Here is a 21968-nt window from a genome sequence, read left to right on the forward strand (position 1 = left end):
TTCGTCCGGAAAAAGGCTCAGGCGCCAAGACTAACCCACAGCCGATGGCGCTGCATGCTTGGCTTCAAGGCCCAACGCCATCGCTCAGTGGTTTTATGGACTGACGCACCCCCCACAACGCAGCGGCACACAGCACAATCAACACCGCGCCATAGCCATCGGTGGTTGGGATCAATCCGAACACCCGCGTCAGGTTCCCCGCCAGCAACGACGGCACGCTGAAGGCCAGGTAACTGAGGACATAGAACGCCGACATCAAGCCCGCCCGTTCGTGGGGCAACGCCAGCGGCATGATGCTGCGCAACGCGCCCAGGAACCCGGCGCCAAAGCCGCCGCCGGTGACCAGTGTGCCGGCGAAGAACAAAGGCAAGCTGGCGTCGTGCACCGCTGCCAGTACCAGCGCCAGGCCAATCACCAGCAGGCTCGCGGACAGGCGCAACATTTTGTCTGCTTCTTGGTTGCGCAGCAGGTAGATGGACGACGCACCACTGAGGGTCAGCACCGCCACCAGCGCGCCGCCGATCAGATTGGAGGTCGATCCGGTTGCCGTCCGTACCAGGGACGGTGCCAGCGACAAGTAGAAACCGCCCACGGCCCAGGCCGCCAGATCCAGTGGCAGGACCCGCCACAAGGCTTGCCGTGCCTGGCGCGGCACGTGCAGGGTTGGCCGCAGGGACTGCCAGGCACCGGGTTGCGGGCTGACGCTTTCTGCCAGGCGCCAGAGGTAAATGGCCTGGACCAGGAACAAGCCCAACAGAAGCCAGTACGTCAGCTGCAAGGGCAACGGCGCGAACTCGGCCAGCAGGCCACAGCCCAGCGCCCCGCATGCCATGCCCAACAGCGGCGCGACACTGGTAATCAGCGGACCTTGGCGACGGTCGAAATCCAGCAAGGCAGCCCCCAGCACGCTGGTGGCCATGCCGGTGGCAAATCCCTGGAGCAACCGGGCACTGATCAACCAGGCAACGCTGTCGGCGCAGATAAACAGCAGCATCGCCAGCATGTTGAGCAACAGTGCCACGAAGATCACCGGTTTGCGGCCTAGGTAATCCGACAGCGAACCCACGGTCAGCAAGGCCGCCAACAGGCTGAAGGCGTACACACCGAAAATCAGCGTCAGGATGGCCGGGGAAAACTGCAAGTGTTCCTGATAGAGGTGGTACAACGGCGTCGGCGCGCTGGACGCGGCGAGAAAACCGAGCAAGGTGAGCGCCAGGAATATCAGGCTGGCGCGGGTCGAAGCTGGACGGGACATGGGCACGCTCCACAAGAACATTCACAAAAGCTAATTTTTTGCTTTTGCGGAGTGTGCTACCGGCGTGCGCTTAAAGCAAATTCTTTGTGTTAAGGTCTGACGCATGGCAATTAAAGAAGGTTTACGCCCCGGCGGTAGAAGCGCCCGGGTCCAAGAGTCGATTCATTCGGCTGTTCGCGCCCTGCTGCAAGAGCAGGACCGTGCGACCCTGACCGTGCCGCAAATCGCTGCGCGCGCCGGGGTGACGCCGTCTACCATCTACCGGCGCTGGGGCGATCTGGCGGCGCTGCTGGCCGACGTCGCCATCGCCCGCATGCGCCCTGACGGTGAACCGGCCGACACGGGCAGCTTGCGCGGCGACCTGCGCGCCTGGGCCGAGCAGTATCTGGACGAAATGAGCTCCGAACCTGGTCGCAACATGATGCGCGACATCCAAGCCTGCGCCACCCCGGGGTATTGCGTGGGGATCATCAGCCGTCAGTTGCAGATCATCCTGGATCGCTACCCCGATGAGCCCAATCCAGGCGTCGAACGGCTGATCAATGTGGTGGTGGCACCGACGGTGTTTCGCATTCTCTTTGCTACCGCGCCGTTGGCGGTTGAGGAGTTGTATCGGTTGGTGGATATCGCGCTGGCTCAGTAAGGCCGCCATCGCGAGCTTGCTCGCGATGAGGCCAGCCCCCCCCTGCATAACCCAAGAATCCCCCCCTCTGCGACACCCCACCACGCCTCGACCTTGGTCGACACTGACGAACCCGAGCGGGCATGCGAGACTGTCCTGCCGGGCTCAAGTCCCGGTGTCTTTGTCCGGGAGTTTCCATGTCGCTGTCCAGCGGGCTGATCGCCTTCGTCGCCCTGGTCTATATGGCCACCATGTTCGCCATCGCCTTCTACGGCGACCGGCGCAGCACACCGCTGCCGCCACGGGTGCGGGCCTGGGTCTACAGCCTGTCGCTGGCGGTGTATTGCACCAGCTGGACGTTCTTTGGCGCCGTGGGCCAGGCCGCCGAACAGCTCTGGTCATTCCTGCCGATCTACCTCGGGCCGATCCTGCTGCTGGTGCTGGCGCCGTGGGTCCTGCAGAAAATGGTGATGATCAGCAAGCAGGAGAACATCACCTCCATCGCCGACTTCATCGCCGCCCGCTATGGCAAGTCCCAATCCCTGGCGGTGGTGGTTGCACTGATCTGCCTGGTCGGCGTGCTGCCGTACATCGCCTTGCAACTCAAGGGCATTGTGCTCGGGGTGAACCTGTTGATCGGTGCCGGCGCCGATGCCATGGGCACCCGCGCCCAGGACACCGCGCTGATCGTCTCGCTGATCCTGGCGCTGTTCACTATCGTGTTCGGTACCCGCAACCTGGACGCCACCGAACACCACCGCGGCATGGTGCTGGCGATTGCCTTCGAATCCCTGGTCAAGTTGTTCGCCTTCCTGGCGGTCGGTGCGTTCGTGACATACGGCCTATACGACGGCTTCGACGATCTGTTCAACCAGGCGATGCTCGCCCCACGCCTGGAGCAGTACTGGAAAGAAACCATCAACTGGCCGTCCATGGTGGTGCAGACCGGGGTGGCGATGATGGCGATCATCTGCCTGCCAAGGCAGTTCCACGTGACCGTGGTGGAAAACATCGAGCCCCAGGACCTGCGCCTGGCCAAGTGGGTATTCCCCGCCTACCTGGCCCTGGCCGCGCTGTTCGTGGTGCCCATCGCCCTCGCCGGGCAAATGATGTTGCCCGACTCGGTACTGCCGGACTCATTCGTCATCAGCCTGCCCCTCGACCAGGCCCACCCGGCCCTGGCAGTGCTGGCGTTCATTGGCGGCGCCTCGGCGGCGACCGGCATGGTGATCGTGGCCAGCGTGGCGCTGTCCACCATGGTCTCCAACGACATGTTGTTACCGTGGCTGCTGCGCCGCAACAACGCCGAACGGCCCTTCGAAGTGTTCCGCCAGTGGATGCTGTCGGTGCGTCGAGTGAGCATCGTCGTGATCCTGTTGCTGGCCTACGTCAGCTACCGTCTGCTGGGTTCGACAGCGAGCCTGGCGACCATCGGCCAGATCGCCTTTGCCGCCGTGACCCAACTGGCCCCCGCCATGCTCGGCGCGTTGTACTGGAAACAGGCCAACCGCCGCGGTGTGTTCGCCGGCCTCGCCATGGGTATTTTCCTGTGGTTCTACACCTTGGTATTACCGATTGCCGCCCATAGCCTGGGCTGGTCGCTCGGCAGTTTCCCCGGCCTGGCTTGGCTGCACGGCAACCCCTTGAACCTGCCGATTACCCCATTGACCCAAGGGGTGGTCCTGTCCCTGGCCGGCAACTTCACGCTGTTTGCCTGGGTGTCCGTGCTGTCGCGCACACGCGTCTCGGAACACTGGCAGGCCGGACGCTTCATCGGCCAGGAAATCAGCGCCCGCCCCAACCCCCGCTCAATGCTGGCGGTGCACATCGAAGACCTGTTGCAACTGGCCGCCCGTTTCGTCGGTGAGGAGCGGGCGCGACAGAGTTTCATTCGCTTTGCCTACCGCCAGGGCAAAGGCTTCAACCCGACCCAGAACGCCGACAGTGAATGGATCGCCCACACCGAACGCCTGCTGGCCGGTGTACTCGGAGCCTCTTCGACAAGGGCTGTGGTAAAAGCCGCCATTGAAGGCCGGGAGATGCAGCTCGAAGACGTCGTCCGGATCGCAGACGAAGCCTCGGAGGTGCTGCAGTTCAACCGCGCGCTGCTGCAAGGCGCCATCGAGAACATCAGCCAGGGCATCAGCGTGGTCGACCAGTCCCTCAGGCTGGTGGCCTGGAATCGTCGCTACCTGGAACTGTTCAAGTATCCGGACGGCTTGATCAGTGTCGGCCGGCCCATTGCCGATATCATCCGTTACAATGCCGAACGTGGCCTCTGCGGCCCAGGCGAAGCCGAAGTCCACGTCGCCCGACGCCTGCACTGGATGCGCCAGGGCCGCGCCCATACCTCTGAACGGCTGTTCCCCAACGGACGGGTGATCGAGCTGATCGGCAACCCGATGCCCGGTGGCGGTTTCGTCATGAGTTTCACCGACATCACAGCCTTCCGTGAGGCCGCACAAGCGCTGACCGAAGCCAACGAGGGGTTGGAGCAACGGGTGGCCGAACGCACCCGGGAGTTGTCACAGCTGAACCTGGCCCTGACCGAAGCCAAGAGCACCGCCGAAGCGGCCTATCAATCCAAGACCCGGTTCCTGGCGGCGGTCAGCCATGACCTGATGCAACCGCTCAACGCTGCGCGGCTGTTCTCTGCCGCACTGTCCCACCAACACGACAGCTTGCCGAGCGAGGCCCGGCAACTGGTCCAACACCTGGACAGCTCGCTGCGCTCGGCTGAAGACCTGATCACCGACCTGCTGGATATCTCCCGCCTGGAAAACGGCAAGATCAACCCCGACCGCAAGCCCTTCGCCCTCAATGAGTTGTTCGATACCCTCGGCGCAGAATTCACGGCGCTGGCCCAGGAGCAAGGCTTGAAGTTCCGGGTCCGCGGCTCGCAACTGCGGGTGGACAGCGATATCAAGCTGTTGCGGCGCATTTTGCAGAATTTCCTGACCAATGCCTTTCGCTACGCCAAAGGGCCGGTGCTACTGGGCGTACGCCGGCGCGACGGCGAGTTGTGCCTGGAAGTCTGGGATCGCGGGCCGGGCATCGCCGAAGATAAGTTGCAGGTCATTTTCGAAGAGTTCAAGCGTCTGGACAGCCACCAGACCCGCGCCGAAAAAGGCCTGGGCCTGGGCCTGGCCATCGCCGACGGGCTATGCCGTGTGCTGGGCCACACCTTGCGCGTGCGCTCTTGGCCGGGGCGCGGCAGCGTGTTCAGTGTCAGCGTCCCATTGGCTCATACACAAGCCGTCGTACCGAGCCCCGCGGCCGAACCCAACGGTCATTTGCCAAGCGGCGCCCAGGTGCTGTGCGTCGATAACGAAGACAGCATCCTGATCGGCATGAACAGCCTGCTGACACGCTGGGGTTGCCAGGTATGGACGGCGCGCAACCGGGAAGAATGCGAGCGTTGGCTGGCCCAGGGCGGTCGACCGCAACTGGCGTTGGTGGATTTTCATCTGGACGGCGGCGAGACCGGCACTGAGCTGATGGCCTGGTTGCGCACGCGCATGGGGGAACCCGTGCCAGGGGTGGTGATCAGCGCCGACGGCCGCCCCGAAACGGTGGCCCAGGTGCACGCGGCGGGTCTGGATTACCTGGCCAAGCCGGTGAAACCGGCGGCGTTGCGGGCGTTGTTGAGTCGGCATTTACCGTTGTAGGAAAATCGAGTTCCTACCGCCAGGCATCAAACTTGTGGCGAGGGGGTTTATCCCCGCTGGGTTGTGCAACAACCCCAAGATCAGACACTTCGGTTCAGCAGATGGACCGTGCTAGCCGATTTGCGACTGCTGCGCAGCCGAGCGGGGATAAATCCCCTCGCCACAGGTTTTTGTTTCAACTTAGGGCTTGCATCAACCTTGAGAGGACCCGGCTTCTTCCGGCAACTCAGGCAGCCCATCCGCATCGGTCATCGCCCGTTCAAGCAATTCGCTGGGCAGGCTCTTGCTGGCCCGGGCGCCGAGCAGCTTGAGCTGTTCGCTGCGGCTGATCAGGTTGCCGCGCCCTTCCGTCAGTTTGTTGCGCGCTGCGCTGTAGGCTTTGTCCAGCTGCTGCAAACGACTGCCGATCTCGTCCAGATCCTGGATGAACAAGACGAACTTGTCATACAGCCACCCGGCCCGCTCGGCGATTTCCCGGGCGTTCTGGCTCTGGCGCTCCTGCTTCCACAAGCTGTCGATCACCCTTAGCGTCGCCAGCAATGTGGTCGGGCTGACGATCACGATGTTGCGGTCGAAGGCTTCCTGGAACAGGTTCGGCTCGGCTTGCAGGGCGGCGGAAAACGCCGCTTCGATCGGCACGAACAACAACACGAAATCCAGGCTGTGCAAACCGTCCAGGCGTTTATAGTCCTTGCCGGCAAGGCCCTTGACGTGAGCTCGCAACGACGCCACGTGTTGCTTGAGGGCGTGTTGGCCGATGGCGTCATCTTCGGCGGCCACGTACTGCTGATAAGCCGTGAGGCTGACCTTGGAGTCGACCACCACTTGCTTGTCGCCTGGCAGATAAATCAACACGTCCGGCTGGAAACGCTCGCCGTCGGGGCCCTTGAGGCTGACCTGGGTCTGATACTCGCGGCCCTTCTCCAGGCCGGCATGTTCGAGCACCCGTTCCAGAATCAGCTCGCCCCAGTTGCCCTGGGTCTTTTGGCCTTTGAGCGCCCGGGTGAGGTTGGTGGCCTCGTCGCTCAAGCGCAGGTTCAGCTGTTGCAAGCGCTCCAGTTCCTTGCCCAGGGAGAAACGTTCCCGGGCCTCGGCCTGGTAACTTTCTTCGACGCGTTTTTCGAACGACTGAATGCGCTCCTTGAGCGGATCGAGCAACTGACCCAGGCGCTGCTGGCTGGTTTCGGCGAAGCGCTGCTCGCGCTCATCGAAGATTTTTCCGGCGAGCTCGGCGAACTGTGCCCGCAACTCGTCTCGCGAACCTTGCAGATCATCCAGGCGTTGTTGATGGCTTTCCTGCTGCTCGCGCAGTTCGGCATGCAACGACGCTGCCTGGGCATCGAGCCGCCGCAGTTCGGCTTCCTTGTTGGCGCGTTCGAGGCTCCAGGCGTGGGCCGCATCCCGGGCATTGTCACGCTCGATCTGCAACAACTCGACTTCGCGACAGGCCGCGGCAAGCTCGGCTTGCTTGGCGGCGTTGGCTTGGCTCAGGTCGCTGATCTCGTCACGGCAGGCATCGAGTTGGGCATTGAGGCCGTCGTGGGCCATATGCGCGGTGGCCAGGCGTTCTTCCAGCAAGGCCTGTTCGGTCTGCGCGGCACCGGCCTGGCGTTGCAGGTGCCAGGCCAGTGCCAGCAATGGCACCGCAGCGCCCGCCAAGCCAAACAACAGGCTGGTCAAATCCATAGCCATGACAATTCCTGCCGATCAAATAAAGCCCGAAGGGTAACCAAGCGGCCAGGGGTTGCCCAGCTCGGTCTTCGTTTTCAGCCTTCGATTTCACCGAGGGCCCGGCGGGCTCGATCATCGCCGGCCCGCGCGGCCTGGCGCAGCAGGTCCTGGCCGATGCGGCGATCCCGGGCGTTGCCGCATTCGCGGCACATCAACTGTCCGAGGCGACTTTGCGCGGCTACCACGCCTTCACGGGCCGGTTGCTTGAGTAAACGGCCGGCCAGGTGCTTGACGCTGGGGCTGTCCCCCAGTCGCGGGCTGTCGAGCAGCCACTCGGCCACCCGCATCGAAATACGCTTGGGTGCGGTAACACCAGGGGGTGTGGAGGTAACAGGATTTGATACTGAGCGAAACTTCATAAAACACTGTGGGATAGATCGGAAGGCGCGCCACTCTACTCCTTTTTTCGCACGGGTAAAGTCGAAAAAAAACCAGCACGCCCGTGCTAGAGCAAGCGCTTGGGACAATCCACAGAAGCTGTGGATAACTCAGTGGACAACCCACCCTGAACTCGCGCAAACCCCTGTGGAACGGGGCCTGCGCTCAAACTGACGATTTTTTCACCAGTAAAAAAAAGCGATGTTTTTCATTGACTTAAATTTTGGATACAGGCACCCACCCCGGATTGTTTCGACATGACAGTACGGTGACAAGTGGTGTAGCGAGTGTGCACAAGTAACAGCCGAACGGGTTATAACGCTGCGCTTTTTTGGCGCATCGGGCGGTAAAACCTGGGGATAACCCTCAGGCCTTGCCCGCGATGCGCGTGGCATGGGCACACCTGCGCACGCTTGAATCCTGTGCTATACGCTCGCCTACCCACAGTGAGTTATCGCTCTTTTGAATATTTTTTAACCAACACCCTTTCCTTCATGGTTTCGATCCGTTAGTATCTGCGGCGTTAGTACCAAGCTGAAAGTCAATTCCGGGTCGAACACATCTCCACGGTCAGCCATCCTGCAAAGGACGCCTCACCGAAAAAAGAGATCGGCCTCCTCGATGGTTTCCAGGTAAACCTTGCGCCAACACAGCCTTTGATCGAATGCAAAGGGTGTTGCCAGGCTCATTACTCTGACCGAACCAACCTGCAAAATTGATCAGGATCTTCACCCCGGGCCCAGAACCTTTGCCCTCGATGTGTTGCCTGCCCTCCTAAGTACCTACCTGCCAGCCCAAGCGCGCACTTTTTATAGCGCTCAAACTGGCTGCTTTGTTCCAGTCGGGTTCTTCGTTCGACCAATGGTGGTCGACGTTACTGGAACGTTTTAACGTTGCACGGTTCTTAACCGTGTCATTTGTAGGAACACCCATAACATGTCTACTCAAATCCATACCCAGGACGCTATCCGCACCCTGACCAACGCTTTTGCTCCAATGAACTGCCTGATCATGGCCGCTCGCAAAGGCTGCTTCAGCTTCACCCTGGTCAACGAACACGGCATCGCCCGTCATAGCGAACGCCTGTACCCCGATCAATACTCCAGCGCCGAACCGCTGCAGGCCGTGATTGAGCGTACCCGCCAGGCACTGGTTGCCTGAGGCGCCAGAAAAGCTGAAACCCCAAAGGCCCCGTCAAAAGCGGGGCTTTTTATTGCCTGGAATTTCTCGATTAAGCGAAACGGCGTAAGTACCAAGGGATATAACAGTTATAACCGCTCGTTGAAGATGTTTTAAAAACAGTCCTTTACAACGTAAATATGACACTACACTTCAAGTCAAGCGGCATGATCCGCTTCCGGCGGGGCCTGGACCGATCCACCGCTGCCAAGCCCACACTCTTCAGGTCCCGCCCATTCACACTTCGAGGGTTTTATGGGTATCGCTGCCAGCGAACTGTGTCGATATGTGATCCGCCCGACACTCCTCTACCTTGAGCGTCATAGCGCAACTGCGGAATCCTTGTTGCTTGGTATTGCTGCGAGCCAGTCAGCCCTGGGTTCAGCCCTGCATGATCGCCGCGGGCACGGCCTGTATCGCATTACCGAGTCTCGACACCAGGCACTCTGGGATCGTTACCTGGCGCTGGACCCAGAACGTGCCAGCCTGGTGCGCGGCCTGGCCAGCCAGCACGCCTTTCTCAGCGGCCCGCATCTGGAACTGACCGTCAACCTGCGCTATGCCACCGCCATTGCCTGGCTGTTGGTAGAGGAACAGAACACCCCGCTTCCCGAAGCCGATGACCTGTTGGGCATGGCCCGCATCTGGCGACAAACCTTTCACCCCCAAGGGCGTCTGCGAGATTTCACTTGCGCCTGGCAAAGCTGTGTTTCACCACTGAACCAGGTCGCTTGCTGATAGGAAATTTGGAAACTTCCTACAACGGTCGCGAATTTGGTCGGATTGTCCTACAAAACACCTCTAAATCAAGCGATACAGGCTATAGCGCTTGGCCGAAAATGTTGGTAATTTTCGCTCCGGTGATCATCAGGAGTTCTAACAATGAAAAAAATCGTGCTCAAAACCACCCTTGGACTTGCCGTGACCTTGGCATCCAGCCAACTTTTCGCCAGTGGCTTTGCCTTGAACGAACAAAGCATCAGTGGCATGGGCACTGGTTTCGCGGGTCGCTCTTCCGCTGCCGACGACGCCAGCACTGTATTTGGTAACCCTGCCGGCATGTCGCGCCTCAAGCGTCAGCAAGTGACCGGTGGCTTCGCCGCCATTGACGCCTCCACCGACATCAACGATGCCAGCGGCACCCAGTCCGGCACCAACAAGGGCGACATGGTCCCACTCACGGGCGTTCCGATGGGCTATTACGTCAAGCCTATCGATGATCAATGGGCTTTCGGCCTGGGTGTCTACGCACCGTTCGGCCTGATCACCGACTACGAAAACAGCTTCCAGGGCCGTAACTTCGGCAGCAAGAGCGAAGTGAAGGTCGTGACCTTCCAGCCCACCGTCAGCTATGCCTTCAATGACAAGGTGTCGATCGGTTTTGGCCCGACTATCAACCGGATTTCTGGTTCCCTGGAGTCGTCGCTGACCACTCCATTTTCGCCTAACGACGGCAACGTGCAGATCAAGGGCGACGACATTGGCTACGGCTATAACGTCGGTCTTTTGGTCCAGGCGACCGACACCACTCGTGTTGGCCTGACCTACCACTCCAAGGTCAAGTACAAGCTTGAAGGCCACACTGAAGTGGATGCGGCTGCAGGTACACCTGGGTTCTTGCTGAGTGACGGGCGTTACGACGCTTCGCTGGACATCACCACGCCTGAGTCGGTGGACTTTTCGGTTACCCAGCAAATCAATGATGCCTGGACCGTCTACGCCGGCAGCACCTGGACCCGCTGGAGCCGCCTGAAAGACATTACCGTGAACAATGACGTAACAAGTGGTGGCGCCCTGAACCCGACCCTTTTCGGCACCATCACCGAAGAACAGAACTGGCACGACACCTGGGCCTACGCCATCGGTACGTCCTACCAGTTGAACAAGCAATGGGTACTGCGTACCGGTCTGTCCTTCGACCAGTCGCCTGCCAACAACACCGACCGTTCGCCTCGCATCCCTACCGGCGACCGGACCATCTTCAGCCTGGGCGCCGGCTGGAGCCCGACCGAAGACCTGACCATCGACGTGGCTTATTCCTACCTCAAGGAAGAGAAAGTCAGCGTCAACCGCAGCAATGCTCTGGGCCAGACCTACAGCGCTGAATACGAAAACAGCGCCAACGGTTTCGGTGTCGGTGCAACCTACCGCTTCTGATGTTTCACGGCGAACCTGAACCACTCGCCACCTGAAGCAAAAAAAGCCCCGCACTCTGTAAAGAGGCGGGGCTTTTTCGTGGCAGGGTAGGCGTCAGGGTTTGGAGGCAATGGCCGCTTCTACCGCCTTGATGAAATCGGGATCGTCAGGCTTGATCCGGCTGGAAAAACTGGCAACGACCTTGCCCTGACGGTCCACCACATACTTGTAGAAATTCCATTTCGGCGCGCCGGATTGTTCAGCCAGGTGCTTGAACAGCGGTATCGCATCCGCACCGCGTACCGGCTGAGGTTCGGTCATGGCGAAGGTCACGCCGTAATTGACGTAGCAGACCTTGGCAGTCTCAGCACCGTCCTTGGACTCCTGCTTGAAGTCATTGGACGGCACACCCAGCACTTGCAACCCTTGGTCCTTGTAGCGCTGGTTGAGCGCCTCGAGGCCTTTGAATTGCGGAGCGAACCCACAGAAGCTAGCGGTGTTGACCACCACCAGCGGCTTGCCGGCGAAGCGCTGACACAAATCAATGGTTTCCTTGGCCCGCAGCTTGGGCAACGAACCCTCCAGCAACGGTGGGCAACCGGCGGCCCAGACTTGCCCGGTCACAGCCAGCAACAGGGCGGGAACAGCAAACCAGCGCGTCAACATGTCGATTTTCCTTAAAAGCACGTCAGACCACGACGTTACTCGCAGCGTCCGATGCCGTCCATTGTTCAGCAGGTGCCCATGCCCAATTGCATCAAGGCCAACCCGCCCTGATGCCACCCCCACCAGGCAAATGCCAGCAGCAGGCCGGCACCGATAGCGATCAACCACGGGCCAATGCGACTCATGCTGCGCCGGCCTGGACTTGCAGGCGCGCCACCGGACGTTCACGTACTGGCCAATTCAACGCCGCCGCCAACAGGCTGAGCAGGATCGACACCTGCCAGATCAAGTCGTAGCTGCCGGTACGGTCGTATACCACCCCGCCCAACCATCCACCTAGGAACGAGCCCAACTGGTGGAACAGGAACACGATCCCACCCAACATCGAGAGATTTCGCACACCGAACAAGGTCGCCACCGTGCCGTTGGTCAACGGCACGGTCGACAGCCACAGCAAGCCCATCGCCATGCCAAACAGGTACGCCGTCGTGGTGGTCACGGGCAACCACAGGAACAAGCCGATCACCACCGCACGCACCAGGTACAACCCGGTCAACAGGCGTGGCTTGGACATGCGTCCGCCCAGCCAGCCCGCCGTGTAGGTGCCGAAGATATTGAACAACCCGACCAGGGCTAGCACGGTGGTGCCGACGCTGGCTGGCAGGTGCTGGTCCACCAGGTATGCCGGCAAATGCACGCCGATGAACACCACCTGGAACCCGCAAACGAAAAAGCCAACCGCCAGCAGCCAGAACCCGGAATGACTGCACGCCTCACGCAAGGCTTCGACCAGGGTTTGCTCATGGCCGGCGACCGGCAACGGCGCGTCCTTGAGCATGCTCACCAGCGGCACGATCAACGCCACCAGCAGCCCCAGCGCCAACAACGCCGCCGACCAACCGAGCCAACCGATCAGCCCCAACGTGCCGGGCAACATGGCGAACTGGCCGAAGGAACCGGCGGCGCTGGCGATACCCATGCCCATGCTGCGTTTTTCCGGCGGCACAGCCCGGCCGACCACGCCGAGGATCACCGAAAACGACGTGCCAGACAGGCCAATACCAATCAACAGACCCGCACTCAATGACAACGACCATGGCGAGTCAGCCATACCCATGAACACCAGGCCGACGGCATAGAGAACGCCACCGATCAACACCACTTTCGCCGCACCGAAGCGATCGGCCAGCGCGCCGGTGAAAGGCTGCGCCAGGCCCCAGATCAGGTTCTGCAAGGCAATGGCGAAGGCGAATACCTCACGGCCCCAGCCGAACTCGGCACTCATGGGCGCCAGGAACAGGCCGAAGCCATGCCGTATGCCCAGGGACAACGCCAGGATCAGCGCGCTGCCCACCAGGACCCAACCACAGGTACGCCACATCGATGTCATTCTTGTTCTCCGATCGCGGGTATATACCCACTTATTATCGAACAAACCGGCTTCACGCCAGTTCATCCAGCAAGGCCAGCAAGGTCGCACGCTTTTCGGCGCCCAGCTTATCAATCAGTTTCTGCTGCGCCGCTTCCCAGGCCGGCAACGCCGCCGCGAGCCGGGCCTGCCCCGTTTCAGTGAGCACGACGATGCGGTTACGCAGGTCGTCACCCTCGGCCAGCGCCACCAGCCCTTCGCCTTCCAGCACCCGCAGGTTTCGTCCCAGGGTGCTGCGGTCCAGGCCCATGGCCTCGGCCAGGGAAGAAATGCTCGGCTGGTCCAGGCGCGCCAGGTTGCTCAGTAAAGAATACTGGGCAACGTTGATCCCGAAGCCGTCGAGGGCGCCGTCGTAATACCTGCTGACGCCACGAGCGGCACGACGCAGGTTGATGCACAGACATTGGGAAGGAAGCATGATGCGTGTATATACCCGCGACTGAATGAATGCAAATTTAAATGAACACAGCCCTGCCAGCTAGATCCAGATTCAACTCAACACCGACGCTACCAGAACGGCCACTTCCAGCAGCTCCAGCAAGGCGCCCGCCGTATCCCCGGTGCATCCTTGCAGCCTGCGCAGCATCATCCGCCGCAACCCGATGAACACCAGCGCGGCAACCACCAACATCCACAGCCCCGCCCAGCCCAACAGCAGCAAGCACCCCAGCGCACAGGCCGACAACACCTGCCAACCCGAGCGTCGCGGCAGGTGATCGGCGAGCGCCTGGCCTAACCCACCGGCACGCACATACGGTGTCGTCAGGAATAATCCCAGCAATGCGCCACGCCCCAACATCGGCACGATGAGCAACGCCAAAGCCTGCCCCTGCTCGATCAACGCCACCAGCGCAGCCCATTTGAGCAGCAACACCACCACCAGCGTCACGACGGCAATCGGCCCGCTGCGCGGATCCTTCATGATCAGCAACGTCCGTTCGCGATCACCGAAACCGCCGAGCCACGCATCGGCGCTGTCGGCCAAGCCATCCAGATGCAACCCACCGCTAAGCAGCACCCAGGCCATCAGCAACAGCGCAGCATGAAGCAGCAACGGCGCGTCGAACAATAACGCATCCAACGCCCATAACAGCCCGCCGAACAACAGCCCCACCACCGGATAGAACAACAGCGAACGGCCCAGCTGTTCAGGCTCGGGCATGCCGGACAGGCGCACCGGCAGGCTGCTGAGAAATTGCAAGGCGATCCAGAAAGGCAACATCGTCAATCCGCCTCTTTGAGCACAGGCCCTGCCGACACCGCCAGGGAAAACAGTGCGCCATGGCAAACCTCGACATTGAGCAATTGCTCCCGAGGCAGGCCTCGGGCCTGGGCCAGCAGCAGGCGCATCACGCCACCATGGCTGACCAGCAAGACTCGCTGTCCGGCATAGGCCGTGTGCAGGCGTTCGACTGCCGCCAGCACGCGGCTGGAAAACGCCAGCACCGGCTCGCCCTCGGGCGGTGTAAAGGCATAGGGATCGGCCCAGAACTGCCCTAGCGCTTCGGCGTCGGTGTCCATCAACGCCGCTGCGCTGCGGCCTTCCCAGGCGCCGAAATGCAACTCTTGCAGGTCTTTGTCCAGCTGCACCGGCACACCGAGTCGGCCACCCAGTTGCTCGGCGAAATGGGCGCAACGCTGCAACGGCGAGCTGACCAGGCGATCCCAGGGCCCGCCTTGGGCGACAGCCGCGTGCATCTGCTCCCAGCCCCTGGCCGTCAAGGCATCGTCGAGGCTGCCGCGCAAGCCGCCGCCCAGCTCGGTTTCGCCATGACGCAGCAGGTCCAGGCGCAAGGTCATGCCGGACAATCCGCCACGGCCGCTTCGGCAAACGTCGCCATCTGCCCGTGCAGATCACAGGCCAGGCGCAACAGCGGTACCGCCAACGCCGCACCACTGCCCTCGCCCAGGCGCAGGCCTAGCTCCAGCAGCGGTTCGGCACCGAGGGTTTCCAGCACGTGGCGATGGCCCGGTTCGGCACCGCGATGGCCGAACAGCAACCACGGCCGGCACGCGGGATTGAGCCGCACCGCCACCAGGGCCGCGACGCTGCAGATGAAACCATCCACCAGCACCGCGACGCCCTGCTGGGCACAGGCCAGATAAGCGCCGACCAAGGCTGCGATTTCAAAACCGCCGAGGTTGAACAGGGCCTGCAATGGGTCGTCGCCCTGAGCACCGTGCCGCGCCAGGGCGCGCTCGATGACTTGGGCCTTGCGGCTGACACCCGCCGCGTCCAAACCCGTGCCCGGCCCGACCAGATGGGCCAGCGGGCATTCGAGCAACGCGCAAGCCAGGGCACTGGCAGCGGTGGTGTTGCCGATGCCCATCTCGCCACCGATGAACAACTGCGTTCCGGCGGCGACGGCACGGGCCACGCTGTCACGTCCAGCGTGCAAGGCCTGCTCGCCCTGGCTCGAGGTCATTGCCGGACCATGGGCAAAATTCGCCGTGCCCGGCCCGACGTTCAGGTGCCGTACGCCGGGCAGATCCAGCGAAGGCGTGACGGTGCCCAGGTCCACCACTTCCAGCGACGCCCCCAGCTGCCGCGCCAGGACGCTGATGGCCGCGCCGCCGCTGACGAAGTTGAGCAGCATCTGCCCGGTGACCTCCTGGGGATAGGCCGATACGCCTTCGGCCACCACGCCATGGTCACCGGCAAAAATCGCGATCCACAGCCGCTCCAGATTCGGCTTGACCTGCCCTTGCAGGCCCGCCAGCTGCACCGCCACCGATTCCAGCCGGCCCAGGGAGCCCGTCGGTTTGGTCAGTTGTTGCTGACGGGCCGTAGCCTGCTCCAGGACCTGGGTATCGACGGGCTTGCACGGGTCCAGCCACCAGCTGTGATTCATAACGCAGTACCTTTGAGAGTCAGGGGCAGGCCGGCGACGGTCAACACGACGCGCTGACAACGTTCGGCCAAGGCTTGATGCAGCCAACCGGCTTCATCGACGTAACGGCGAGTCAGCTCGCCCAGCGGCACGACACCCATGCCGGTCTCGTTGCTGACAAAAATGATCTCCCCGGGCAACGCGGCCAGGCAGTCCAGCAGTGCTTCGCGTTCGGCGTTCAGTTGCTCGGGGTCGTCGAGCATCAGCAGGTTGGTCAGCCAAAGGGTCAGGCAATCCACCAGCAGGCATTGCCCGGGGGCGGCGTTTTCCTGCAGCACCCGCGCCAGGGCCAGGGGCTCCTCCACCAGCGCCCATTCGGCTGGGCGCCGTGCGCGGTGTTGAGCGACTCGCGCATTCATCTCGCCATCCAGGGGTTGGCTGGTGGCGATGTAGGTCACTGGCATATGGGTGTCTGTGGCGAGCTTTTCCGCCAGGCGACTCTTGCCGGAACGGGCGCCGCCGAGGATCAGTTGCAGCATGGTGTTTTACCTTTCAAATGGCGGTGTTGCTGCCGGCCCCATCGCGAGCAAGCTCGCTCCCACAGTTGATCTAGGGTGTACATGAATTCTGTGGTCATCAGAGATCCAATGTGGGAGCGGGCTTGCTCGCGAAGGGGCCGGTACAGCCACCTCAAATCCCACAAAGTTCACGCAACACCCCAGTATCCAGATGCCGCTCCACCAGATCCGCCAGCCGCTCGATGTCCCGCTCGCGCAACCCGTGGTAGTCCACCGCCTGCACATCCTGCAACCCGGCCCAGCGCAACAACGCGCTGCTGGCCTGGGGCGATTCGAACAGCCCATGCAAGTAGGTGCCTAACACCTGCCCGTCGAGATTCTGGGCACCGTCGCAACGACCGTCCTCCAGATGCACCGCCGGGTTTTCCAGGGCCGGGCCGGTGGTCACGCCAGCGTGGATCTCGTAACCGCTGACCTCAGCCTCTTCCAAGGCCAGTCGCCCACGCACATTGCGCAATTGCTTCTCGTGTTCCAGCGTCGTTTCGACATCCAGCAGGCCCAGTCCGGCACTGGAACCGGCCGCGCCTTCCAGCCCCAACGGATCGTGGACCTGCTGGCCGAGCATCTGCAAACCGCCGCAGATGCCCAGCAGCTTGCCGCCGTAGCGCAGGTGACGATTGATCGCTGTCTCCCAACCGTTGGCGCGCAGGTAGACCAGGTCGCTGCGCACGCTTTTCGAACCGGGCAGGATGATCAGGTCGGCCGACGGGATAGGCTGGCCGGGGCCGATGAATTGCAAGTCGACCTGCGGGTGCAGGCGCAGTGGATCGAAATCGGTGTGGTTGCTGATGCGCGGCAACACCGGCACCACCACCTTGAGCACCTGTTCAGCCTTGTCGGTTTGGCGCTGGTCGAGGCCGTCCTCGGCTTCCAGGTGCAGGTCCATCACATACGGCAACACGCCGATCACCGGTTTGCCGGTGCGCGCCTCCAGCCAATCCAGGCCCGGTTGCAGCAAGGCGATGTCGCCGCGAAAACGGTTGATGATGAAACCCTTGACCCGCGCCTGCTCGCTGGGCGAAAGCAGCTCCAGGGTGCCGACCAGATGGGCGAACACTCCGCCACGATTGATATCGGCGATCAGCAGCACCGGGCAATCCACCGCCTCGGCAAAGCCCATGTTGGCAATGTCGCCGGCACGCAGGTTGATCTCGGCCGGCGAGCCGGCGCCCTCCACCATCACCACGGGATAGGTCGCGCTCAAGCGCGCGTGGGAGGTCAGCACAGCTTGCATCGCGATGGATTTGTAATCGTGATAAGCCACCGCATTCATGGTGGTCACGGCGCGGCCATGAATGATGACCTGGGCGCCGGTGTCGCTGTTGGGCTTGAGCAGCACCGGGTTCATGTCGGTGTGCGGTTCGAGCCCCGCCGCCTGGGCCTGCACCGCCTGAGCGCGGCCGATTTCGCCGCCGTCGGCCGTCACGGCGCTGTTGAGGGCCATGTTCTGCGGTTTGAACGGCACCACGCTCACACCCTGGCGCCGGACCCAGCGGCATAAAGCCGTGACCAAGGTACTTTTGCCGGCATCGGACGTGGTGCCCTGCACCATCACTGTGGTCATTGAGTGTCCTTGGCATAGGCCTCGAAGGCCTGTTCGAGGCGCAAAAATTCGCTGTCGTCGGCGGGCAGCCCGAAGCGCAGGCTGCTGGTGTTTGTAAACAAGCGCAGGAGAATGCCGCGATGGGCCATGAAATCGTGAAGCCCCAGGGCGTGTTCGGTGACCAACCATTGGAACAATCCGCAGCCGCCCTGCGGCTTGAAGCCGTGGCGTTCGAGCATCAGCGCCAGGCGATCGCTGGTGGCTTCGCAGCGTTGGCGCTGGCGCGCGTGGGCGTCGGTGTCGCGCAAGCACGCCTGGCCCAGCACCCGGGTCGGCCCGCTGACGACCCATGGCCCGACCTGTTCGGCGAGCAACTTGAGCAAACGGCGTTCGGCCAATACAAACCCCAGGCGAACCCCGGCCAGGCCAAAGAACTTGCCGAAAGAACGCAGCACGATCAACCCGACCAGATGGGTGTGCGCCGCCAGGCTCAGTGCCGGGGTGACGTCCATGAAAGCTTCATCCACCACCAGCCAGCCACCGCGCTGGGCCAGGCGGGCATGCCAGTCCAGCAAGCGCTCGGGCGCAAGGCTCAGGCCGGTTGGGTTGTTCGGATTGACCACCACCAGCACGTCGAGGCTGTCGAGAAAGAAATCCACCTCCGACTCCAGCACTTCGCGCACGATGTAGCCGCTGCGGCGCCAGGCTTCGGCGTGCTCGGCGTAACAGGGCGACAAGACACCGACCTTGCCGGCCCGGCGCAGACGTGGCAGCAGCTGGATGGCCATCTGCGAACCGGCCACCGGCAGCACATCCAACGCACCGTAGTAATCGCAGGCAGCCTGTTCCAAGCCGTCATCGGTTTCCGGCAGGCGCGCCCAGGCCCGCAGGGGAATCGCCGGGACGTCGAACGGCCACGGCGCCAGGCCGCTCGACAAGTCGAGCCAGTCAGCCTCGGCAATGCCGTATTGCCGGGCTGCGTTGCGCAAACGGCCACCGTGCTCAAGCATAAAACTCAGCTCCCAGGCAGAGAATCAGCAGCCATAACCATACGCCGCGCTGGACCAATTGCCAGCCGCGATCAATAGCGTCGGCACTCGCCGGCACGCCCTCGCCCAGCGCTGGACGTTGGTGCAGTTCGCCGTGATAAACCGCCGCCCCGCCCAACTCGACACCCAGCGCCCCGGCACCGGCGGCCATCACCGGCCCGGCGTTGGGACTGTCCCAGGTCGGCCCCTGGGTGCGCCAGCACTTGAGCGCCAGACGGGTTTTGCCGAGCAGCGCGTAGGTCAGCGCCACCAGGCGCGCCGGAATGTAGTTGAGCCCATCATCGATTTTTGCCGCCGCCCAACCGAAGCGCTCGAAGCGTTCGTTGCGATAGCCCCACATGGCGTCAAGGGTATTGCTCAGGCGGTACAGTACCACCCCGGGCGCGCCGGCCACGGCGAACCAGAACAGCGCGGCGAACACCGCATCACTGCCATTTTCCAGCACCGACTCGGTGGCGGCGCGGGCCACGGCAGTTTCATCCAGTTCAGCCGTTTCGCGGCTGACCAGATAGCCGACACGCTTGCGCGCCTCGTCCAGATCACCGCTGCGCAACGCCCGCGCCACCGGCTCGACATGTTCACCGAGGCTGCGCAGGCCGAGGGCACAGTACAAGGCGAGGATCTCCACCAGCCAGCCCACCATCGGCGCCCACGAAAGGGCCGTGGCGAGCAAGGTCAACGGCACCACGGCGATGATCCACGCCGTCACCCCATGGCTGCGCCAACCGCGACCTCCGGAATTGAAACGTTGTTCGATGCGATCGGCAAAACCGCCGAACGCCACCAGCGGATGCCAGCGCCGGGGCTCGCCCAGCAGCGCATCCAGCGCCACTGCGGCAGCACTGAGCAACGCCACGCTCATGGGCTCACTCCCCAATGGTTTTCATACAGCAGTTCATTGAGCGGACGCGGTTGCGCCCAGCCCTCCAGGGCGAGCATCGGCGCCGGGTAAAAACCCTCGACCGGCCCCAGGCAGAGGATCGCCAGCGGCTTGGCCCCGGCGGGCAGGCCCAGCAGGTCGGCCAGGGCCTGGGGCTCGAACAGCGACACCCAGCCCATCCCCAACCCTTCGGCGCGGGAGGCCAGCCACAGGTTCTGGATCGCGCAGGACAGCGAGGCCAGGTCCATTTCCGGCAAGGTCCGACGACCGAAGATGTGCCGCTCGCGATCCTCCATCAACGCCGCCACCAACACTTCGGCGCAGTCGTCGATACCTTCGACCTTGAGCTTCATGAATTCATCGCTGCGCTCGCCCAGGGCCTCGGCGGTGCGAATGCGTTCCTGCTCCACCAGCTCGCGGATCTGCCCACGCAAGGCGCGGTCACTGATGCGGATGAATCGCCACGGTTGCATCAGGCCGACGCTAGGGGCCTGGTGCGCGGCTTCCAGCAGACGGCGAAGCAAGGCCGGCTCAACCGTGCCACCGATGAAATGGCGCATGTCGCGGCGTTCGGCGATGGCGCGGTAGATGGCGTCGCGTTCGGCTTGAGAGAAAGCGGTGTCTGTCATGGCCTCTTCGCGAGCAAGCCCGCTCCCACATTGGCTAGCGTTGCACTTGAGATCACTGGGTCCCCTGTGGGACCGAGCTTGCTCGCGATAGCGGTCTCAGGATCAGGCGCAAACAACGCAGCAATCGCCTTGGGATTGGACGGAAAATAAAAATGCACATAGGAAGCCGTCATCCGCCCCTGCCGGAACACCGCTTCCGCCCCACGCCCGCCGTTGGGGCTATGGCCACGGGCAATCGGTTCGAGTTCGGTACTGGTCAGCGAATGATGATAGGTATGCCCACGCAAGGTGCCTTCCGGCAAGTCCACCGATTGCAGCGCCAGGGCCGCCAAGCGCTTTTGCATCTGCGCATCGCCAGCCAGCAAACCCAGCAGTTCGGCGCGCACGCCTTCGACATCGGTCAATGAATCCAGCAGATACAACATGCCGCCGCATTCGGCGAGCAACGGTTTATCGGCTGCGTGATGGGCACGGATCGCCGCGAGCATCGGCGCGTTCCCCGCCAACGCAACGTGGTGCAGCTCTGGATAACCGCCAGGCAGATAAAGGCTGTCCGCCTCGGGCAGTTCGCTGTCATGCATCGGCGAAAAGAAGCTCAACTGCGCGCCCACGGCTCGAAGCAGATCAAGGCTCGCGCCATAAGTGAAGGCAAACGCTTCGTCACGGGCCACGGCGATGCGCACACCGGCGAGCCACGGCTCAACGGCGATCACCTCGGGCGCGGCGAACTCCACCGCTGGCGGCAGCGCCACTTCGCAACTGCCGGCCAGGGCCTCGGCGGCCGCGTCGAGGCGCACGTCCAAGTCGTTCAACTCGCTGGCCTGGACCAACCCCAGATGACGGCTGGGCAATTCGATGCCGGTTTCCCGGGACAGCGCGCCGTACCAGCGCAGGCCTTCGGTCAGGCTGCCTTCGAGCAATTGCGCGTGGCGCAAGGTGCCGACCCGGTTGGCCAGAACCCCGGCGAACGGCAGGTCGGGTTGATAACGGGCCAGGCCCAGGGCCAGCGCGCCGAAGGTCTGGGCCATGGCCGTGCCATCGATCACCGCCAGCACCGGCACGCCGAAATGTCGCGCCAGGTCGGCGCTTGACGGGGTGCCGTCGAACAGCCCCATCACCCCTTCGATCAGGATCAGGTCCGCTTCGGCAGCGGCTTCCCACAATAGTCGGCGACTTTCCTGCTCGCCAACCATCCACATGTCCAACTGATAGACCGGCGCGCCGCTGGCCCGCTCCAGGATCATCGGGTCGAGGAAGTCCGGGCCGCATTTGAATACGCGCACCTTGCGCCCCTGGTTACGATGCAAGCGGGCCAGCGCAGCAGTCACGGTGGTCTTGCCTTGGCCCGAGGCTGGCGCTGCGATCAGCACCGCCGGACAGTGGCGGCGGGTCAT

20 protein-coding genes are annotated in these 21968 nt (G+C 62.7%); 5 read left to right on the top strand and 15 right to left on the bottom strand.

The window, feature by feature from the left end; genetic code table 11:
* Nucleotides 1-64: 64 nt before the first annotated feature.
* Nucleotides 65-1255, bottom strand: coding sequence for an MFS transporter (locus tag GFU70_RS21190; protein ID WP_116641504.1), 1191 nt, complete (start codon nucleotides 1253-1255; stop codon nucleotides 65-67).
* Between the two features lie 103 nt (nucleotides 1256-1358).
* On the opposite strand from GFU70_RS21190, the gene GFU70_RS21195 reads away from it, so the two are divergent.
* Both GFU70_RS21195 and GFU70_RS21200 read left to right on the top strand, forming a co-directional pair.
* The gene (locus GFU70_RS21195; protein WP_064107102.1) at nucleotides 1359-1898 is read left to right on the top strand and encodes a TetR/AcrR family transcriptional regulator; all 540 of its coding nucleotides are present in this window, start codon (nucleotides 1359-1361) and stop codon (nucleotides 1896-1898) included.
* 176 nt (nucleotides 1899-2074) lie between these two features.
* Nucleotides 2075-5545 carry a PAS domain-containing hybrid sensor histidine kinase/response regulator gene (locus GFU70_RS21200; protein WP_153388779.1) on the top strand — a complete coding sequence of 1157 codons (3471 nt, stop codon included), beginning with the start codon at nucleotides 2075-2077 and terminating at the stop codon, nucleotides 5543-5545.
* Nucleotides 5546-5737: 192 nt separating this feature from the next.
* Here the strand turns inward: GFU70_RS21200 and rmuC are convergent, their stop codons facing one another.
* The gene (gene rmuC / locus GFU70_RS21205; protein WP_175360967.1) at nucleotides 5738-7123 is read right to left on the bottom strand and encodes a DNA recombination protein RmuC; all 1386 of its coding nucleotides are present in this window, start codon (nucleotides 7121-7123) and stop codon (nucleotides 5738-5740) included.
* 188 nt (nucleotides 7124-7311) lie between these two features.
* Nucleotides 7312-7635 carry a hypothetical protein gene (locus GFU70_RS21210; RefSeq protein ID WP_081264533.1) on the bottom strand — a complete coding sequence of 108 codons (324 nt, stop codon included), beginning with the start codon at nucleotides 7633-7635 and terminating at the stop codon, nucleotides 7312-7314.
* 955 nt (nucleotides 7636-8590) lie between these two features.
* Here GFU70_RS21210 and GFU70_RS21215 point away from each other — a divergent pair.
* The 3 genes from GFU70_RS21215 (at nucleotide 8591) to GFU70_RS21225 (ending at nucleotide 10990) form a co-directional block, all read left to right on the top strand.
* Entirely contained in the window at nucleotides 8591-8815 is a 225-nt protein-coding gene (locus GFU70_RS21215) for a hypothetical protein (protein WP_007898912.1), read from the top strand.
* A 273-nt stretch (nucleotides 8816-9088) separates the two neighbouring features.
* Nucleotides 9089-9571, top strand: coding sequence for a hypothetical protein (locus tag GFU70_RS21220; RefSeq protein ID WP_058544007.1), 483 nt, complete (start codon nucleotides 9089-9091; stop codon nucleotides 9569-9571).
* Nucleotides 9572-9715: 144 nt separating this feature from the next.
* Complete coding sequence (locus tag GFU70_RS21225) at nucleotides 9716-10990, top strand: OmpP1/FadL family transporter (RefSeq protein ID WP_116641501.1); 1275 nt, start codon at nucleotides 9716-9718, stop codon at nucleotides 10988-10990.
* Nucleotides 10991-11083: 93 nt separating this feature from the next.
* On the opposite strand, the gene GFU70_RS21230 is transcribed toward GFU70_RS21225, so the two are convergent.
* The 12 genes from GFU70_RS21230 to GFU70_RS21285 all read right to left on the bottom strand — a co-directional run bounded on the left by GFU70_RS21230 (nucleotide 11084) and on the right by GFU70_RS21285 (nucleotide 21968).
* Complete coding sequence (locus tag GFU70_RS21230; protein ID WP_058544005.1) at nucleotides 11084-11635, bottom strand: glutathione peroxidase; 552 nt, start codon at nucleotides 11633-11635, stop codon at nucleotides 11084-11086.
* A gap of 181 nt (nucleotides 11636-11816) precedes the next feature.
* A complete protein-coding gene (locus GFU70_RS21235) occupies nucleotides 11817-13025 on the bottom strand; it encodes an MFS transporter (protein ID WP_064107103.1) in 1209 nt (402 codons plus the stop codon).
* A gap of 52 nt (nucleotides 13026-13077) precedes the next feature.
* Nucleotides 13078-13482 carry a MarR family winged helix-turn-helix transcriptional regulator gene (locus tag GFU70_RS21240; protein WP_003204618.1) on the bottom strand — a complete coding sequence of 135 codons (405 nt, stop codon included), beginning with the start codon at nucleotides 13480-13482 and terminating at the stop codon, nucleotides 13078-13080.
* Between the two features lie 72 nt (nucleotides 13483-13554).
* Complete coding sequence (locus tag GFU70_RS21245; protein WP_116641499.1) at nucleotides 13555-14286, bottom strand: adenosylcobinamide-GDP ribazoletransferase; 732 nt, start codon at nucleotides 14284-14286, stop codon at nucleotides 13555-13557.
* A gap of 2 nt (nucleotides 14287-14288) precedes the next feature.
* Nucleotides 14289-14864: an alpha-ribazole phosphatase family protein gene (gene cobC / locus GFU70_RS21250; RefSeq protein WP_058544003.1), complete on the bottom strand. Its 576-nt coding sequence runs from the start codon at nucleotides 14862-14864 to the stop codon at nucleotides 14289-14291.
* Entirely contained in the window at nucleotides 14861-15916 is a 1056-nt protein-coding gene (gene cobT, locus GFU70_RS21255) for a nicotinate-nucleotide--dimethylbenzimidazole phosphoribosyltransferase (protein ID WP_153388780.1), read from the bottom strand. Before cobT ends, cobC begins: the two co-directional genes overlap by 4 nt.
* The gene (gene cobU / locus GFU70_RS21260) at nucleotides 15913-16434 is read right to left on the bottom strand and encodes a bifunctional adenosylcobinamide kinase/adenosylcobinamide-phosphate guanylyltransferase (RefSeq protein ID WP_116641498.1); all 522 of its coding nucleotides are present in this window, start codon (nucleotides 16432-16434) and stop codon (nucleotides 15913-15915) included. Before cobU ends, cobT begins: the two co-directional genes overlap by 4 nt.
* 151 nt (nucleotides 16435-16585) lie before the next feature.
* On the bottom strand, nucleotides 16586-18037 hold the full coding sequence (locus GFU70_RS21265; RefSeq protein WP_058544000.1) for a cobyric acid synthase: 1452 nt from the start codon (nucleotides 18035-18037) through the stop codon (nucleotides 16586-16588).
* On the bottom strand, nucleotides 18034-19026 hold the full coding sequence (gene cobD / locus GFU70_RS21270) for a threonine-phosphate decarboxylase CobD (protein WP_058543999.1): 993 nt from the start codon (nucleotides 19024-19026) through the stop codon (nucleotides 18034-18036). The genes GFU70_RS21265 and cobD overlap by 4 nt, the downstream gene beginning before the upstream one ends.
* Nucleotides 19019-19927 carry an adenosylcobinamide-phosphate synthase CbiB gene (cbiB, locus tag GFU70_RS21275; protein ID WP_057448595.1) on the bottom strand — a complete coding sequence of 303 codons (909 nt, stop codon included), beginning with the start codon at nucleotides 19925-19927 and terminating at the stop codon, nucleotides 19019-19021. The genes cobD and cbiB overlap by 8 nt, the downstream gene beginning before the upstream one ends.
* Nucleotides 19924-20574 (bottom strand): 5,6-dimethylbenzimidazole synthase, encoded by a 651-nt coding sequence (bluB, locus tag GFU70_RS21280; RefSeq protein WP_014339739.1) that lies wholly within the window; start codon nucleotides 20572-20574, stop codon nucleotides 19924-19926. Before bluB ends, cbiB begins: the two co-directional genes overlap by 4 nt.
* Entirely contained in the window at nucleotides 20571-21968 is a 1398-nt protein-coding gene (locus tag GFU70_RS21285; RefSeq protein WP_153389188.1) for a cobyrinate a,c-diamide synthase, read from the bottom strand. Before GFU70_RS21285 ends, bluB begins: the two co-directional genes overlap by 4 nt.

The sequence above is a fragment of the Pseudomonas brassicacearum genome, assembly GCF_009601685.2.
In the GTDB taxonomy this organism is placed as follows: Bacteria; Pseudomonadota; Gammaproteobacteria; order Pseudomonadales; family Pseudomonadaceae; genus Aquipseudomonas; species Aquipseudomonas kilonensis_B.

Bases quoted from the DNA above. Each gene is read 5' to 3' on its own strand.
- GFU70_RS21190 (WP_116641504.1), bottom strand. From the start codon at position 1,255: ATGTCCCGTCCAGCTTCGACCCGCGCCAGCCTGATATTCCTGGCGCTC.
- GFU70_RS21195 (WP_064107102.1), top strand. From the start codon at position 1,359: ATGGCAATTAAAGAAGGTTTACGCCCCGGCGGTAGAAGCGCCCGGGTC.
- GFU70_RS21200 (WP_153388779.1), top strand. From the start codon at position 2,075: ATGTCGCTGTCCAGCGGGCTGATCGCCTTCGTCGCCCTGGTCTATATG.
- GFU70_RS21210 (WP_081264533.1), bottom strand. From the start codon at position 7,635: ATGAAGTTTCGCTCAGTATCAAATCCTGTTACCTCCACACCCCCTGGT.
- GFU70_RS21215 (WP_007898912.1), top strand. From the start codon at position 8,591: ATGTCTACTCAAATCCATACCCAGGACGCTATCCGCACCCTGACCAAC.
- GFU70_RS21220 (WP_058544007.1), top strand. From the start codon at position 9,089: ATGGGTATCGCTGCCAGCGAACTGTGTCGATATGTGATCCGCCCGACA.
- GFU70_RS21225 (WP_116641501.1), top strand. From the start codon at position 9,716: ATGAAAAAAATCGTGCTCAAAACCACCCTTGGACTTGCCGTGACCTTG.
- GFU70_RS21230 (WP_058544005.1), bottom strand. From the start codon at position 11,635: ATGTTGACGCGCTGGTTTGCTGTTCCCGCCCTGTTGCTGGCTGTGACC.
- GFU70_RS21235 (WP_064107103.1), bottom strand. From the start codon at position 13,025: ATGACATCGATGTGGCGTACCTGTGGTTGGGTCCTGGTGGGCAGCGCG.
- GFU70_RS21240 (WP_003204618.1), bottom strand. From the start codon at position 13,482: ATGCTTCCTTCCCAATGTCTGTGCATCAACCTGCGTCGTGCCGCTCGT.
- GFU70_RS21245 (WP_116641499.1), bottom strand. From the start codon at position 14,286: ATGTTGCCTTTCTGGATCGCCTTGCAATTTCTCAGCAGCCTGCCGGTG.
- cobC (WP_058544003.1), bottom strand. From the start codon at position 14,864: ATGACCTTGCGCCTGGACCTGCTGCGTCATGGCGAAACCGAGCTGGGC.
- cobT (WP_153388780.1), bottom strand. From the start codon at position 15,916: ATGAATCACAGCTGGTGGCTGGACCCGTGCAAGCCCGTCGATACCCAG.
- cobU (WP_116641498.1), bottom strand. From the start codon at position 16,434: ATGCTGCAACTGATCCTCGGCGGCGCCCGTTCCGGCAAGAGTCGCCTG.
- GFU70_RS21265 (WP_058544000.1), bottom strand. From the start codon at position 18,037: ATGACCACAGTGATGGTGCAGGGCACCACGTCCGATGCCGGCAAAAGT.
- cobD (WP_058543999.1), bottom strand. From the start codon at position 19,026: ATGCTTGAGCACGGTGGCCGTTTGCGCAACGCAGCCCGGCAATACGGC.
- cbiB (WP_057448595.1), bottom strand. From the start codon at position 19,927: ATGAGCGTGGCGTTGCTCAGTGCTGCCGCAGTGGCGCTGGATGCGCTG.
- bluB (WP_014339739.1), bottom strand. From the start codon at position 20,574: ATGACAGACACCGCTTTCTCTCAAGCCGAACGCGACGCCATCTACCGC.
- GFU70_RS21285 (WP_153389188.1), bottom strand. From the start codon at position 21,968: ATGACCCGCCGCCACTGTCCGGCGGTGCTGATCGCAGCGCCAGCCTCG.